At 54.9% G+C, this 15,643-nt stretch carries 11 protein-coding genes; 3 read left to right on the top strand and 8 right to left on the bottom strand.

The genetic code is table 11. The features are described 5' to 3' along the window. Positions 1 to 90 precede the first annotated feature (90 nt). The 7 genes from ON072_RS10960 to ON072_RS10930 form a co-directional block, all read right to left on the bottom strand. Entirely contained in the window at positions 91 to 1,014 is a 924-nt protein-coding gene (locus tag ON072_RS10960; protein ID WP_025008904.1) for a phosphatidate cytidylyltransferase, read from the bottom strand. Continuing rightward, positions 1,011 to 1,649 carry a lysophospholipid acyltransferase family protein gene (locus tag ON072_RS10955; protein ID WP_144379655.1) on the bottom strand — a complete coding sequence of 213 codons (639 nt, stop codon included), beginning with the start codon at positions 1,647 to 1,649 and terminating at the stop codon, positions 1,011 to 1,013. The genes ON072_RS10960 and ON072_RS10955 overlap by 4 nt, the downstream gene beginning before the upstream one ends. A gap of 19 nt (positions 1,650 to 1,668) precedes the next feature. Further along, positions 1,669 to 2,097 (bottom strand): hypothetical protein, encoded by a 429-nt coding sequence (locus tag ON072_RS10950; RefSeq protein ID WP_025008902.1) that lies wholly within the window; start codon positions 2,095 to 2,097, stop codon positions 1,669 to 1,671. Then, complete coding sequence (locus ON072_RS10945; RefSeq protein WP_261753016.1) at positions 2,090 to 3,475, bottom strand: phosphatase PAP2/dual specificity phosphatase family protein; 1,386 nt, start codon at positions 3,473 to 3,475, stop codon at positions 2,090 to 2,092. Before ON072_RS10945 ends, ON072_RS10950 begins: the two co-directional genes overlap by 8 nt. After that, positions 3,475 to 5,244 carry a bifunctional alpha/beta hydrolase/class I SAM-dependent methyltransferase gene (locus ON072_RS10940; RefSeq protein ID WP_144379656.1) on the bottom strand — a complete coding sequence of 590 codons (1,770 nt, stop codon included), beginning with the start codon at positions 5,242 to 5,244 and terminating at the stop codon, positions 3,475 to 3,477. The genes ON072_RS10945 and ON072_RS10940 overlap by 1 nt, the downstream gene beginning before the upstream one ends. Positions 5,245 to 5,269: 25 nt before the next feature. Further along, positions 5,270 to 5,884, bottom strand: coding sequence for a CDP-alcohol phosphatidyltransferase family protein (locus ON072_RS10935; protein WP_071238429.1), 615 nt, complete (start codon positions 5,882 to 5,884; stop codon positions 5,270 to 5,272). Between the two features lie 195 nt (positions 5,885 to 6,079). After that, complete coding sequence (locus tag ON072_RS10930) at positions 6,080 to 9,091, bottom strand: ImpA family metalloprotease (protein ID WP_261753033.1); 3,012 nt, start codon at positions 9,089 to 9,091, stop codon at positions 6,080 to 6,082. A gap of 247 nt (positions 9,092 to 9,338) precedes the next feature. Between ON072_RS10930 and ON072_RS10925 the strand changes: the two genes are divergently transcribed. Together ON072_RS10925 and ON072_RS10920 are read left to right on the top strand one after the other, a co-directional pair. Next, positions 9,339 to 10,937 carry a TerC family protein gene (locus ON072_RS10925; RefSeq protein ID WP_208123760.1) on the top strand — a complete coding sequence of 533 codons (1,599 nt, stop codon included), beginning with the start codon at positions 9,339 to 9,341 and terminating at the stop codon, positions 10,935 to 10,937. 370 nt (positions 10,938 to 11,307) lie between these two features. Then, positions 11,308 to 13,287 (top strand): GGDEF domain-containing protein, encoded by a 1,980-nt coding sequence (locus ON072_RS10920; RefSeq protein ID WP_107353069.1) that lies wholly within the window; start codon positions 11,308 to 11,310, stop codon positions 13,285 to 13,287. A 2-nt stretch (positions 13,288 to 13,289) separates the two neighbouring features. Here the strand turns inward: ON072_RS10920 and ON072_RS10915 are convergent, their stop codons facing one another. Next, positions 13,290 to 14,018: a DUF3581 domain-containing protein gene (locus ON072_RS10915; protein WP_123116914.1), complete on the bottom strand. Its 729-nt coding sequence runs from the start codon at positions 14,016 to 14,018 to the stop codon at positions 13,290 to 13,292. Between the two features lie 401 nt (positions 14,019 to 14,419). Here ON072_RS10915 and ON072_RS10910 point away from each other — a divergent pair, with 401 nt between their 5' ends. Further along, on the top strand, positions 14,420 to 15,619 hold the full coding sequence (locus tag ON072_RS10910) for a porin (protein WP_261753015.1): 1,200 nt from the start codon (positions 14,420 to 14,422) through the stop codon (positions 15,617 to 15,619). The last annotated feature ends 24 nt before the right edge of the window (positions 15,620 to 15,643 follow it).

Raw genomic sequence — 15,643 nt, 5'->3', positions numbered from 1 at the left:
CCTTCACTTTGGAATAGCCCCAGCTTACTGCCGACAAATAACAACAAAAAGCGCATTTATCCGCTATGAGTCTTCGACTTTATAGAAAGGTCACACCCACCAATAGCGCACCACATGGAAGAAAACCGGCGCGGCAAAACAGACAGAATCCATGCGATCCAGCATGCCGCCGTGGCCCTCTATCATATGGCCCCAATCCTTGACGCCGCGGTCACGCTTGATGGCCGACATCACCAGTCCCCCGGCAAAGCCGAGCAGGTTCACCAGTAAAGCTATGATTGCCGCCTGCCAGGGGGTGAATGGGGTGATCCAGAACAGCGAGGTACCCACCAGCGTCGCCAGCAATACCCCACCGACCAGGCCTTCCAGGGTCTTGGAGGGCGACAGCTTGGGTGCCACCTTGCGTTTGCCAAACAGCTTGCCACAGCAATACTGCAGCACGTCGGAGAGTTGCACTACCAGAATGAGCCAGGCAATCAGCAGCAAGTTACGCCCTTCATAGCCCTCTATCTTCAAGGTCATCAGCGCTGGCACCGACGAGACACAATAAACGGCTATCATCAGCCCCCACTGCACCTTGGCGGTACGCTCAAGGTAACGTGTAGTATCGCCGCCAAGTGCTGCCAGAATCGGCATCAGCAGGAACAGATACACGGGAATAAAGATACTGAACATGCCGTACCAATGGATGGCAATAAGCAGATACTGCACCGGCAAGGCAAAATAGAAGGCGGCGACCAGGGCCGGATAATCGCTGGCCCGGGTCGGTGTCAGGGTTAAAAACTCCCTGAGCGCATAGAAAGATACCAGGGCAAACAGCAATATCACCCCATAGAGCCCGAACAGGAAAGCTATGCCTATGGCCAGCACCATCATCCACCAGGCATCGATTCTGGCATTGAGATTGGCAATAACGGCGTTGTTGCCCTTACGCCAGGCCAGCAAACGACCTATCAGGGTCGCTACCACCAGCAGTAGGCCTATACCGGCAAACAACCACAGTGTCTGGTTCATACTTCCTCCCGTGACATCGCCAATAGTGCCAAACGCAAACGCTCGAGAAAGGCCACCTTGGTTTCCTGCGGCTGCAGCTTGATAGGCGTGCCGAAACTCAAAGTGCAGAGCAGCGGCAACGGCAGATAACACCCCTTGGGCATGGCGCGATTGAGGTTGGCAATCCACACGGGGATCAGTTCCAGATCCGGGCGCGAGTGCGCCAGATGATAGATTCCACTCTTGAACGGCAACAATGGCGCCTCGCTCAGATTACGGGTACCTTCCGGGAAGAAGATCAGCGAGTCACCCTCGGCCAGCGCCTTTTCCACCGGCGCCAAGGGATTGCCCTCACCATGGCTCTCTCTTGGAATAAGCACGGCATTGAATACCCGCTGAATAATAAAGCGCCTCAGCGCCGTCTTCTGCCAATACTCGGCGCCGGCGACCGGACGTGTCTTGCGTCTCAGCAAGGCAGGCAGTGATGCCCACAGCAACACAAAGTCACCGTGACTGCTGTGATTGGCAAAGTAGAGCCGCTGATTGTGATTGGCGCGGCAGCCAAGCCACAGGGCGCGGGCACCGGTGACCAACCTGGCCGCCGAGGTGATCCCAAAGGCGGTCAATCCCGCGAGCCAGCCGATTAGGGTATCCATAGATAAGGGTAAACTCCTCTTACAGGAAAAAGCGCCAGACGAGTAACAACACCAGCGCCGCGGCCTGCCCGGCAAAGCAGAGGAACAGACGCTTTAGCAGCGCCTGCGCCCCTTGGGCGCGCTGCAGCATACTGCGACCGGCCTGTTCTTCTTTAAGCCAGCCGAGCTGCTGCATGCTGTGATCCAGACGTTCGCAGGAATGCTCCCCTGCCAGAGCGGCAAACAGCTTGGCATCCAGCGCCACTCTGAGGCCGAAATACTGTCCGGCCAGTCCGAAAAGCACCATCAACAGGGCACTGAGCAGTTCCGGCCATCCCTGAAGCTTGCCGCCCCAGAGAAGCAGCAAAGGTGCCAACATCAAAACCGCACTGAACCAGCGCAGCGGCGCGGCATTGCCCAATAAAGTGGCCACCAATTTAGCCAGATCCCGCTGCTGCGACTCAGGCATGTTGCACCTCTGGCGGGCAAAAACCTGACTTGAGCCGCTCCAGGTAAGCCAGAGTCTCTGGCTTGAAAACCACCTTGGGCCTAACGGCGGCAATCATCTTTGCGGCATCCAGGGCACTGCCGGCCCGACCGCTCAGCAGCAACCAGGCTGCCAATACCAAGGCGCTACGGCCATAACCCAAGGCGCAACATACAAGTAGAGTACCTGAGGTACGCAAACACTCGAGCCGCCTGACCGCTTCCAGGCAGTCCTGTTCATCCGGCAAACATAAATCCAGCATGGGCATAGGCTGATACCATTTGAGCTTGCCTTCGGTCATCCCCCGAGCGGGTGTCAGCAAAGCCTTGCCCGAATAGGGAAAGGGCAACTCGGCGCAGAGATCCAATATGGCATCATATTGCTGCGCTTCACTCATGGTGGGCATGCGCCCGAGCCAAACCCCGGGCAACACCTCTTGCGCCGCCACCTGGCCACCGGTCCAGAAACGGATATTGAGCCAGGCAAACAAACGATAAGGTAACAACAGCCAGCGACTGGCGAAGCTGGGATGGCCCAACTCACCCTTTTGAAAACCCGCGGCGGCAAACAGGAGATAATTGAGCGCCACCATGGCCAGCGCCAAGGCCAGCCAAAACAGCAGCATGCCAAGCAGACTCATGGGCCAGAGCAAGGCCGCGAGCAGCAGCAAGACGGCGCCCACGCCATAAGCCGTTGCCAGCTTGAGCCTGCGGGGTTCCCTCGCCAAACTCAAGCGGCTGAACGAATTTCGTGGCCACAGCCAGAGGCAGAACAGACCGGCCGCCAGCCCTGTGGGCAGGTCGATAAAATGATGTTGCCAGGTCGTCAGCACAGACAGGCCAATCAAGACAAACCAGCCGTGGAGCAGATAACGCCAGGCGCCCTTGGCCCGCTGACTGTATTCACTCCAGAGCACCACCAAGAGGGCGATGTGCAAAGAGGGCGCCTGATTGAAAGGCTTATCAAACCCCATCAGGAGATCGAACAAACCACCAAAAACGCCGTCGAGCGGCGGGCGCTCAAAACTGAATTTAAGTGGCCAGATGAGAAAACAGCCGATACACAGAAGCTGTACGCTCAGCAGCCTGAGCCCCAGTCTGTCTATCCCCTTGCGGCTGAGGGGGAGCAGAAACGCCAGGCCGTAGAGAAGATCTATCGACCAGTAAGGCACTATGGTCCAGGGCCAAAGCGGAATGGCGTGCTCCCAGGAAAACACCAGACTGGGAACCTCACTTTGCTGCGAGGCATACCAATTGGCAAAACCATAGCTGGCAAAGAAAAACGGTGCCAACAAGGCCAGCCAAAGCAGGCCACGGCGAATGGTGCCGACCTCGCGTCGACGGGCGGGCAACTCAGGCATCAGTCGGCCTTACGCGCCATGGACACGGTAAATATGCCCCACTCATCCACTCTTTGAGTCAACTTGTGAAAGCCGTTGGCTTTGGTCAGTTGATCCATCTCCTGCTGACTGCGGCGACGCATCACCCAAGGCTGACCGTCTCTGTGGCTGGTCAGGGCCCGGCCGATGAATTCCAGCTGCGGATGCCAGGGCTGGCCCGTGTAGATAAGCAGGCCTCCGGGCGCCAGCGCCGCGGCAATACCCGCCAGGGAGCGGGACACCATCTCATTGTCACCAAACAGCTCGTAAAGGCCGGAGACTACCGCCAGGGTTGGCTTGGGCTCGACCGCCGCCAGCGAATCAAAGTCGAAGGCATCGCCCTTTTCAAAGCGCACTATGTCACTGAGGCCAAGCTCATCGATGAGGGCGCGGCCGTCGCGGATATTGATATCACTGTAATCACGCAGCAGCACAGAATCGGGCTTGATATCGCTGTTCGCCAGGCTCTCCAGCAGATAGCGGCCATGTCCGGCGGCCACATCCATCAAATGCAGCGGCTTTTCTTCCTTTCTGAGCGTCGACAGCGCCTGCGCCAGCAACTCTTCGATATGGCGTTTACGCTGGCGTATGCCGCGCCAGCCAATGGCATTGAGATATTGTTTGTCGACAAAACGGCCAAACTCCCCCTTGCCGGAGGGGGTGTTGCGATAGACATAGTCCAGGGTGCTGCCCGAGTCGAAGCCGCGCTCGAAACCCAGGGCGATACCCTCTGAGTATTTCTCCCCCAGCTTCATCACTGCGCGGGTGGCTTGCCAGTACTTGGCCTGCCAGGAAGCCTCGGGCAGAGGGGCGGCGAGCGATTCACTCTCGGCGCAGCTCGGGCCGAATTTATCTTGCTGCAACAAATTCACTGCCGCCTGCGGCGAGGCGATATTGGCCCGCAGGAAGCGTCTAATCCTGGCTATCGGGTCGGCCCGGTCCAGCTCTCCCAGGGTGTCATGGTAAAAACCGGGCAGCAGGTGCAATTCTTTACGCTGGGAACCCAAACGCTCAAAAAACTGCTGCTGCGGCTTGCGCCGAACCACATAGTCGGCGCCCGAGATCAGTACCTGAGTCGGTACAGTAATCGCCTGGGCATTGGCCACCACCCTTTCAGCGGCATCATAAAGTCCCAACAACACATTGACCGAGATCGGTCTGGCGATCAGTGGATCTGTCTCAAAGCTGTATTGTCTGGCTGGGTCATGGGTCAACAGCTTGGCCTTAACATAGCTGTTGACGAAAAAGTTGCCCTTGAGGCTCCTCAGCAGCTTGAGCCCAGGGATAGCAAAAGGCACATAGAGTTTGACGCTGAAGGCCGGCGACGCCAGCACCAGCGCACGAATAGAAGGCGCATAGTCATGCACCCAGGTGCTGGCCAGCACGGCGCCGACACTTTGGGCCACCACACACAGCTGCTCTTGGCTGAAACCATGTTTGCCCTCTATGTGTTCCACAAAGGTCTGAATGTCGCGGACACTGGTACCGAAGGAGGGACTGTCGCCTCTGGCGCCCGGTGATTGCCCATGACCACGGGCATCCCAGGCGAAAAAAGCCTGCTCAGGCAGCGCCAGTTCATCCACCAGGTGCGCCATTCGGCCACCGTGTTCATGGCCACGGTGAAACAGCAACACGGCCCCGGGATCCTCTTGTTCATTGGTTTCCAGCGCCGGCCAGAAACGATAAAACAGCTGGAATCCATCATGGGTAGTAAAAAAGTGTTCCTCGGGTACCCTTGCGGCATTATCCATATATTTCATTCCTTTGATAAACAACTTAACTTGCGCTCTCGCCCTGCTTCAAACCGGATTTTACCCGGTTGAATATGGTCAGGCAGAGTAACAGGAGAACCAATGACAGGATCAAATTGAGCCAGAATGGCGTCAACCAACCCAAGGCGACGGCCAGCCCCAGAATACCGAAGACAAACGCGCGATCGCTCTTGCCCATGGGGCCATCATAGCGGCGCTCTGCCCCCACCATCAGGCCTAGCACTCCGGCGTATTCACTGGCAATGGCCAGTAAGGTCAGGGCGATCACCAGTGCAGGTTCCACACCACCGAGCAAGGCAAAAGGCAGATAGAGTATCGCATCCGAAACAATATCGGCGAGCTCATTGAGATAGGCGCCGAGACGGGATTGCTGCCCAAACTCGCGGGCTAACATGCCATCTATGGCATTGAGCGCCATTCTTTTCAGCATCCAAATCGGGATGAGGGCAAAGAGCCAAGGATGAGGCCAGATAAGCAACAGGGTTCCCAGCAGTATAGAACCCAGCGCCGCCAATACCGTGACTTGATTGGCGCTGACGCCGCGCCGATACAGACGGGTAACCAGTGGCCTCAGTAGGCCCTGAAAGCGGGATTTCAACTGATAAACAGACAAACTCATTGGCTACAACATCCTAATCGAGAAAGGAAAGTTCTCACAGTCATCCTTGAGTATCGAGCAAATGACCAGAGTGCACTATGCCTGATTTTTAGTGTGCTTCAAAGTGCTTGAGGGAAAAAGCCGCGGCTGAATCACGCCTCAATTACAGTGCTGTCGGCAATAGGGAAAGAGCGCCGAAGCGCCCTTTCCTCTCAGTTACCAGTTGGCATCCAGAGTGAGCTTGGGCACCGCCAGCTCAGCACATTGGCTCGAAAGACGATAGAACACGGCTTCAGCGGCCGGGTAACCATAGGCAGCTACCTGGTTGGCGGCCTGGGCCTGATAGCGCACACCCCAGAGATCAAACCAGGGACGCATATCCAGTTGCAGCAACTTCGACAGGCTGAGCAACATGAAGTCGTTGCCATCCAGGTTCGGGGCATCGATATAACTGCTCATGCCCAGTGCATCCCTCATCTCGCCCCAGCGAGCGGCGTCGGCAATCGCATGGCTGAACAGACGCTCATGCAGATAGAGCAAGGTGAAAATCTGCCAGCCGTTGTCCAAACCTGCATGCTCTTCGGCCAATGCCGCCAGCTGCAGATAGAAATCCAGTCTGGGCCCGGCGTTGTCATAGGTGCCGGTCTGACTCCAGAGCTTGTCGTAGACAGAGGTCACAGGATCGCTGCTGTTTTGAGCCTGTTTCAGCCACTCGAACGTGGTTTGAGGTGACTGGCGATCGCAGCTGGCGATCCGCTCACCACTATCTTTAAAGCGTTGCCAGCCCTTGTACAGAGGGAAAATATTATTGGAGACTTCACCGGAGCGGCCACCATAGATTTTCAGCCGGTTACGCTGCAGATTGTGGCCTATCTCGTGACTCTCGCCCCAGCCGAAGGGGCTCAATACCCAGGCTTGATCATAGGGGTTACCCGAGCAGCCGCCACCGCAGTGTGCCGCCTCATCGACATTGATGTGCTGCACCTTGGGTTTGGCATGGATCTGTTCATTTTGGCAATCCCACCCCAGCAGGGCGCAGCGGGCAGCCACGCTGGGTGCCAGCGCCAGCCCTTCGCCACTGAAGCCAGCCAGATCATAGGTCCCCTTGATCATATAGCGCCAAACATCATTCAGGGCCTGCTCCACATCGCCGCGGTAAGGCTCGGCATAGATGAACTGTTTCATCATATGCTTGCGGGAGTTAATTTCGACAAAGTCGGTACGCAGCCCGGCCCAGCTCAGCGGGCTGGTTTCAAGCGCCGTCAAATAGCCACTTGCTTGGTTGAAATCCTTGAGGTAGGGATAGGCCAGTACATTTTGTGCTTCAACACTCACCACGCCCTCACCGGCCGGCAGTTGCAGCATCAAAGTCCCGCCATAAGGGCTGCTCAGGGTCAGAGGTTGCCCGGGTTTCAGGGTCAACTCGACCGAGCGCAAAAATTTGGGGCGCTGGTATCCCTGGTTATTGAATTCCCGGGTTGAGCCGGTTCTCTGGGTATTGATAAAGGCCTTGACCGTCAGCGGCAGTGTGTCTTTACGCTCGAGACGCACGCTCTGGCCGGGCAACAAGTAAAAACCGCTGCCGCGATAACCACTCTCTTTGCCCAGTGCCATTTCCAGGCTGACGTTTTCAAGAGTTAGCGTTTGCGGCAAAGGATCGCTGAAATTGCCCAAATCCGGCTGCGCTGGATTATTCCCCCTCAAATACAGCACCAAGTGGTCGGCCAGGTAGGCCGCCAGAAAACGCCCTTGCGGCGTGGTTTCCTTATCCATGGGATAAGCTATGTCGGCACGGTAAAGATCGCCCAGCAACACAAAGAGTTTCAGCAGCCTGCGCCCCTCGTTGCCGAACAACACCTGACCACGGCTATCCAGTTGATTGAGTGAGTTTTTAAGCGCTCTGGCACCGGCAAGGAACTCAGATTCAAAGCCGTTGACCTTGTCACAGCTCACTTTACCCACATAGGTTTCACAGCCGGACCAGTCAAAGTTGAAGTCATCATCAATAAAGTGCTGTGTCAGGCGCTGCTCACCGCCAAGCAGTGGGAAAGCGGCCGCCATGGCCGTGGCCGAAGACCAATCGGCAGCGGCGCTGGCCCAGAAGTTACCGCCATAGGGCAAACTGACCCCCATGGTTCCGGCAATGGCGTCGGCCACCGCATTGGTCGCTTCATACCAGTTGTGCTGATAATAGAGTGCCTTGCCCGATGCCAGCGCCCGGGAATAGACGCCGGCTATCTGCCCGGCATCGGTATCGGCCGCGCGCCAGCCACTGATTAACAACTGGGCATCGGCGATACAGGCTTCCAAAGTAGCGACCTGATTACAACTCTTGATGGTCCAATTGGGAAACCGCCCTTGCAACCAACTGCGACTGGCACTCTCCTGACCACCAAGAAAGCTCAAGGACACGGTCAATGGTTGCTGCAGTTCTGCCGCTTGCGCTCTGTTCAGCAACCAAGCCAGCAGATTGTCATTGGCTGGCTCCATGGCGGTGAGTTCACCGGCATGGAAACGGGCAAACAGATGGGTACCAAAGGCCGCAAAGCGCCCGGTATGCTGCTCGCCGGCGACGGCCAAGACCTGACCCGTGTTGGCACGCAGCAGAGGTGTGGCCATTTCCGGCTCGATGATATTGAACAATTGAGTTCGGTTGCCTGGTGCATAGGCCAGCGCCGTATCGGCAAATACCCTTTGCCGCAGGGCTTGCTCATTCGAGCGCAGCTGCGTTATCTGTGCGGCAATCGCCTCAAGCAGAGTATCCGGGTCCAGCCCGCTTGCATCACCACTTGCCAGCGCCCGCTCCAGAGGGCTTTGACCGTCCACACCAAAAACTGCCAACTTGAGGCTGACGCTGCCACCACGGCCATCACTAACCTGCAATAGCCCTTGATCGCTGCCCTTGGCATCTTTATCTGCTTTGTAGCTCAGCATATCGCCATCGAGACTGAACTGCCCCAGCTTGCCCTGCTCGGCAATGCTGGCCTGCAAGGGATCGCCATCGGGATCTGACACATAACCTTGCCAGTTGACCGCAATACTCTGCAGCGAGCTGTCATAAGCCAGCTGAATATCGTCACCCTTAGGCGCTTGGTTGACGCCGGCAGGCGGCTGCAGATTATCGTCGCTTGACCCGGCACCACTTTCATCATCACCACCGCCGCAAGCGCCAAGCAGTAAACTACCCAGTAATATCGAGTGCAGCAACAGGGGCTTTTTTCTTGCCATCACAGATGTTTCCCATTTGTTATTTTGGGTTAATTCTAAAGTCTGGCCAGGAAAGATAAAACCTTTATAATCAAGTTTTTAAATAATACACAATACGTAAATTTTATGACTCCAAGGCAGTTTTTTGACACTCGTTCAAGCACTGCTGCGCCAGCAAAGGATTAACCATAATTAATTCAGCATTCCGCCCAATTTGTGCTGCAATAGGCCCAAGTTAAACCCACTTTGAGGCCCTTGGTTCACCACTATGGAACTTTTGCTCGACCCACACATATGGATCGGACTCTTTACTCTTATCATCCTCGAGATAGTTCTCGGCATAGACAACCTGGTATTTATTGCCATTCTGGTCAAAAAACTCCCTCAACATCAAAGAGACAAAGCCCGGGTCATAGGCCTGTCGCTGGCCCTGTTGATGCGCCTTGGCCTGTTGGCCGTGGTGTCCTGGCTGGTCACCCTCAACCAACCTCTGTTCAGCCTTGCCAATTTCAGTTTTTCCGGACGGGATCTGATCCTGATATCCGGTGGTCTGTTCCTGCTGTTCAAGGCCACCAGTGAACTGCATGAACGGCTGGAGTCCAAAGAGCCGGAAATTGGCCAGAAAGTCGCCTACGCAAGTTTTGGCATAGTTGTTACCCAAATACTGGTGCTGGATGCGGTATTCTCCATCGACTCCATTATTACCGCGGTCGGCATGGTGGATGAACTCTGGGTGATGATGACAGCAGTAGTGGTGGCCATGACAGTGATGTTACTGGCCTCCAAACCGCTGACCCGCTTTGTCAACGCGCACCCAACCGTGGTGGTGCTCTGTCTCAGTTTCCTGCTGATGATAGGTTTCAGCCTGGTAGCCGAAGGCTTTGGTTTCCATATTCCCAAAGGTTATCTATATGCCGCCATAGGTTTCTCCATCATGATCGAGTTCTTCAACCAGTTGGGGCAACGCAGGTTCGAACAACGTGAGGCCCGTAAACCCTTGAGGGACAGGACGGCCAACGCCATCTTCAAGCTGATGGGCGGCAAGAAACAGTTTGAGGAAATTGAAGAAGATGAAGAGGTGCCCGAAACTGAGCGCGCCTTGAGCAAGTGCTTTGCCGAAGATGAACGCAACATGGTCGGCGAGGTGCTGACTCTGGCCGAGCGCAGCATCAAGAGCATTATGACGCCGCGGGCCGAAATAAGCTGGATTAACCTCAGCCACAGCCCCGAGCAGATAAAACAGCAATTGCATGGCGACAGTTTCAGCCAGTATCCCCTGTGTGACGGCGACATAGACAAGGTCGTGGCACTGGTCAGTGCCAAGGAGTTGCTGGCAGCCATAGAACAACAACAGCCGCTGCAGAGTCTGCGCCCCGGCCACAAGCCGGTAATAGTGCCGAAAAGCATTAGCGTATTCCGTTTGTTGGAAGAGCTGAAACGCGCCAAGGCCGACATGGCACTGGTGACAGACGAATTCGGTGCCCTATTGGGACTGGTCACCGGCCACGACATTCTCGAAGCCATAGTCGGCGAACTGCCCCAGGAAGACGAGGTCGAAGAGATCCGCATCAATGGCGATGGTTGGTGCGCTCGCGGCAGCATAAATCTGCATCAGTTGGAGAAGCTACTGGGCTGCGACGAACTCGAGAGCCATAATCACGAGTACGTCACCCTGGCGGGCATGCTGCTGGCACGCTTTGGCCGGATCCCGGAAGCAGGTAGCGTACTGACTCTGATGCCCTGGCGCTTTGAGGTAACGGCGATGAATCAGCATCAGATAGCCGAAGTCAAAATAAGCCGTCTTGATCAGCAAACTGACAACAGCCCAGCCAGCGACGGCCCCTATCAAACGCTGGCAGAAAACTGATCAACAAGCGCCGATAGCAGCCAGCATTGCTTGGCTATCGGCGCAGCTTTTGCTTTACCCGGATTTCATTTCAACCATCATCCTACTGAAGTTTCAGCTTCTTTCTCTTGATTAACGTCTTTCTTTACTCACTTCTTTTTCGAAGCACTTTCAAGGCAACTCACAATGAACTCCTCACCTTGGATTTCAACCAGGGTTAGCTTCAGGCTCGGCCATGATGTAGCTTTTTTGACCACTCCACCTCTATCAGACAATTCCCAAATCCGGGTAGTTAGTAGCGAATAATTAGACAAACCCCGGCAGCGAACGCGATAATCTCTCCAAAATATGACTTTTATCAGACATTTTCGGTTCAAAGAGCACTAAGAGTATGAAGAAACGCTTCTGCCCCCCCTTGATCGCAATCTTTATGGTTCTGGCGAGCCCGACCTTGTTGGCGGCCAATGCAGAGCAATTCTCCCGCTTGCTTAAAGGGGCCGAAAGCCAACTCTATTCCCTGCCGCAACGGGCACAGGCGCAGCTGTACGAGATGGAAGGCGATCAGCTCAAGGACCTGCCCAAGCCCTTAGTGACCCGTTTTTATCTGACCAAGGCGACAGTGTCTCTGCTGCTGCATGAGGTCCCCGCCGCCGAGCAAGCCGCCAAAGAGGGCCTTAAGCTGGCGGATGCCGGAACCAGCGAACATACCCTGCTGGAGCTGAGACTGGTACAGGTAATGCTGCAAACCGGCAAGGTCAAACAGGCCATCAGCGAACTGCAAAAAATAATAGATCGCAACCAGAACTCTGCCGATAAGGCGGTTCAGGCCGAAGCCCTGCTACTGAAGAGCAAAGCATTTGAGCAGCAAGGTAAACTGGATGCATCCTACGCCAGCCTGATGCTGTCATTGGACGCTGCCGATCAGAGCCAGGACAAGGAGTTGCTTGAACGGATCTCCTTTGGTATGGGCCACCTCCTGGTGCGCCTCAACGGCTTTGAGCGCTCTGAAAAACTGCTCAAGAAGGCGTTTAATTTCTTCAAGGACAGAAGGATGTCCTACAACCAGATGCTGGTGCAATTGGATCTGGCGCAGTTGGCTGAACGTCAAGGCAAGGCTGAAGTCGCCGTTGACAGATATCAAGCGGCGCTGGAGCTGGCCAGAGTGCTGGGTTACGGCCTGTATCGCTTTCGCATCAATGTGGAATTGGCGCTGAAGTACCGGGAGCTGGAAGATGTGTCATCCATGTCCAGGCACCTGCAACTGGCCGACAACCTGCAATATCGTGAGACTTCAACCCTCTACACCAGTCGCTTTCAACTGCTCAAGGCCCAGGACTTGCTCAATAAGCATCAGTATGCCGAGATGGCTGTCTATGTCGACCCTCTGCTTATCGGCTTTGCCAAGGAAAAAACCTTGTTGCGCTCTCAGATAGAGCTGTTAAAGGTCAGCGCCGAAGGCTTTGCCGGGTTAGGCAATTTCAAGCGCGCCTACGAGGTGCTGGAGCAGTATCAGCAGCGCTTCGCCGCATACAGCTCCAAAGAGTTGGTCAGTAACCTGGATCGCCAACAGTTGCTGTTTAACTTAGAGCGCCTCGAGTTTGAGAACCAGGATCTCAACTGGAACAACGTACTGCAAAAGCTGGAGCTGGAAACCAACCGCACTACCCTGAATCAGCTCAATATCATCAGCAGCATAATCCTGTTGCTGCTGTTGCTGGCCACCGCTGTTATTCTCTGGCTCAATCGCTCACGCTTGAAGTGGGGCCTGCTGGCCAAGACTGACAGCCTCACTGGCCTCTATAACCGTCGCTATCTGGCTGGCTGGTTGCTGTACCATCAAGCCACAGAGGAGCAAAACCTGGAAGCGCAGCCCAAGTGGCGCATGTGGCTTGACCGGCTGAAAGAAGTGTTACTGCCGACCAAGGCCCAGAGCAGCCATGGCCCGTTGGCACTGATTACTCTCGACATTGACCATTTTAAAAAGGTCAATGACACCCATGGTCACAATAACGGCGACAGAGTGTTGACCGAACTGGCCAAGGTCATGAAAACCTCGCTGCGGGAAGATGATCTGCTGGCTCGGGTTGGCGGTGAAGAGTTTATGTTATTGCTGCCCAATACCGGCTTGAATGACGCTGTGGCTGTCGCCGAAACCCTGAGGCAGAGTGTGGCCGAACACATATTCACCCTGGAAAGTGGTGAGCCGCTTAGGCTCACCGTCAGTCAGGGGGTAGCTTTGGACGCCGACGGCAGCCAGAGCTTCAGCCAACTCACTGATACTGCGGATAAACTCCTGTATCAGGCTAAGCAGCTGGGGCGTAACCGGGTCGAAAGCAGGCTGGCGCCGGGCTCAGAAGCCGCCGCAGTTTGAATTCAGGCGTTTGTCTGTGAGCCGCTATTCCAGCTGCCATCGCGGCGCGCCTGATACTCGCTGACCATAGCCTCGACAGCCGCCTCATCGAAGGGGCGCAAGCCGCTGAGTACCAAGGTCTTGCGCCCGGTCCCCACCTGCTTGTCATCGCTGATAAGCGCGAAATCCAGCGTCACATCACCGCGCTTGCCATCGACTTTGAGACTGCTGTTAACCAGTTCCAGTTTAACCTGCTCAAACTCCAGGGTGTCCAGCTCAAAGCCCATACTTTCATAGATAACCAATGGCCGCGCCGGATTGATGGTTACCTGATGCTCACGCATCAAAGGCACCAAAACATGGATAAAGTTGAGGCCGGAAAAAGCCACATAACTACGGATAAAGGACTCCAACTGCCGTTCGCAGTGGCGCATTTCACCATCGCGATGGACATTCAGGTAGCGTTTGCCGCGCTCATCTTCTATCGCCAGCTCGGCCCCCTGGTCACTGGGAAAATGCAGACATACGCCGTCTCCTACCATGCCTTCAAACTTGAACTGCATCCGGCGGCTGAGGCCATAATCGTTCAACACCAGGGCAAAAAGGAGATCGCCGGGAACACAAAAACGTTTGGCATCCTCATCATGGATGGGATTGAAATCCCCCGCTACACCCTTGGCAAAATCACTGGCCTGTTTGCGGCCTATGGTTATTTGGTTATTTTCTCTTTTAAAATAATCAACTAGAAACATCTTGTTTGAACACTCACAAAGCCAAGGCTAACCGGAATAAAAAGGCCGATCAGTTTAACCGCCTTTTGACAAATAACTCACCCGATCTGTTGGCCCAGGTCTCCGGCCAAGGTTGAAAGTTCAAAAATTCAGCAATCGCACTTCAGCGGGTTTATCCGGGAATGGCGTCAGGCTCTCCCCTTGCGACTAAAACATAGTCTTAATACTTTAATAAAAAGATCAAAAACTTACATTGTAAGCATCCGTTTTCAGACAAAACATTAACAATAACAAGTAAGTTTACAGATACTGACATTTGTTAATTTTTATCACATTAATAAATGCAAATCGTTTGCATTTATTAAATCAATTGCTAGAATTCGCCCGATTTCAACAACAGTAACATCACAACGGGAAGCAAGATGATCAAGAAAACTCTCATTGCCAGTGCGCTACTGACAGCCCTGTGCGGCCCGCAGGCATTCGCCTCGGACGAGACTCAGGAGCTGCGCAAAATCATCGAACAGCAGCAAAAGGTCCTCAAGGATCTGGAGCGCCGTCTGGCAGAAACCGAAAAGCGTCAGCAACAAACTGCCGAGCGGGTTGAACAGACCGCCGAGGTGGTAGATGCCACGCCGCAAAAAACCGCCACCACTATCGGCGGCTATGGTGAGCTGCACTACAACAACATAGACAACAAGCTGGGCGAGGATAAGAAAGAGTTCGACTTCCACCGTTTCGTGCTCTTCTTCGGCCATGAGTTTACCGAAAACACCCGTTTCTTCTCCGAGCTGGAAGTGGAACACTCCATCTCAGGCGATGGCCAAGATGGCGAAGTCGAGCTGGAGCAGGCCTACATAGAGCACGACTTCAACCAAGCCCTGACTGCCAAGGCGGGTCTGTTCCTGATGCCGGTTGGCATCATCAATGAAACCCACGAGCCACCGGCATTTTATGGTGTCGAGCGCAACCCGGTTGAGAAAGACATACTCCCGGCTACCTGGTGGGAAGCGGGTCTGGCAATGAATATCCAGGCGGCTCCCGGACTGGCCTTCGATGCGGCCGTGACCTCGGGCCTGAATGTCCCTACCACAGGTAAAAATGCCTATAAGCCAAGAAGCGGTCGCCAAAAGGTTTCCGAGGCCAAGGCTGACGATCTGGCCTATACCGGCCGGGTGAAATACACAGCCGTTCCCGGTCTGGAGCTGGCCGCCACGGTGCAGTACCAATCGGATCTGACTCAAGGCGAAGCCACTGTAGACACAGCCTCGGCTCTGATGTGGTCGGCGCACGCCATCTACCACATAGAAAACTTCAGCATCAGAGCCCTCTATGCCGAGTGGGACATAGATGGATTTGAAGCCGAAGCCCTGGGCCGCGACAAACAAAATGGCTGGTATATAGAGCCGTCCTACCGCTTTAACGAGCAGTTCGGCATCTTCGCCCGCTACAACGAATGGGACAACAATGCCGGTGACAATCAAGACACCAAAGAAACTCAAACCAATGTGGGTATCAACTACTGGTTGCACGAGAATGTGGTGTTCAAGGCCGACTACGAAAAACGTGGCGGAAAGTCTGACTCAGATGGTTTCAATCTGGGTGTAGGTTATCAGTTCTGATGATCTTTGGGTGCCCTCTGGGGC

It is taken from the genome of Shewanella sp. K8 (assembly GCF_028823715.1).
In the GTDB taxonomy this organism is placed as follows: Bacteria; Pseudomonadota; Gammaproteobacteria; order Enterobacterales; family Shewanellaceae; genus Shewanella; species Shewanella algae.
The sequence above is the reverse complement of the archived record's forward strand: the minus strand, read 5'-3'. Positions and strand labels throughout refer to the sequence as shown.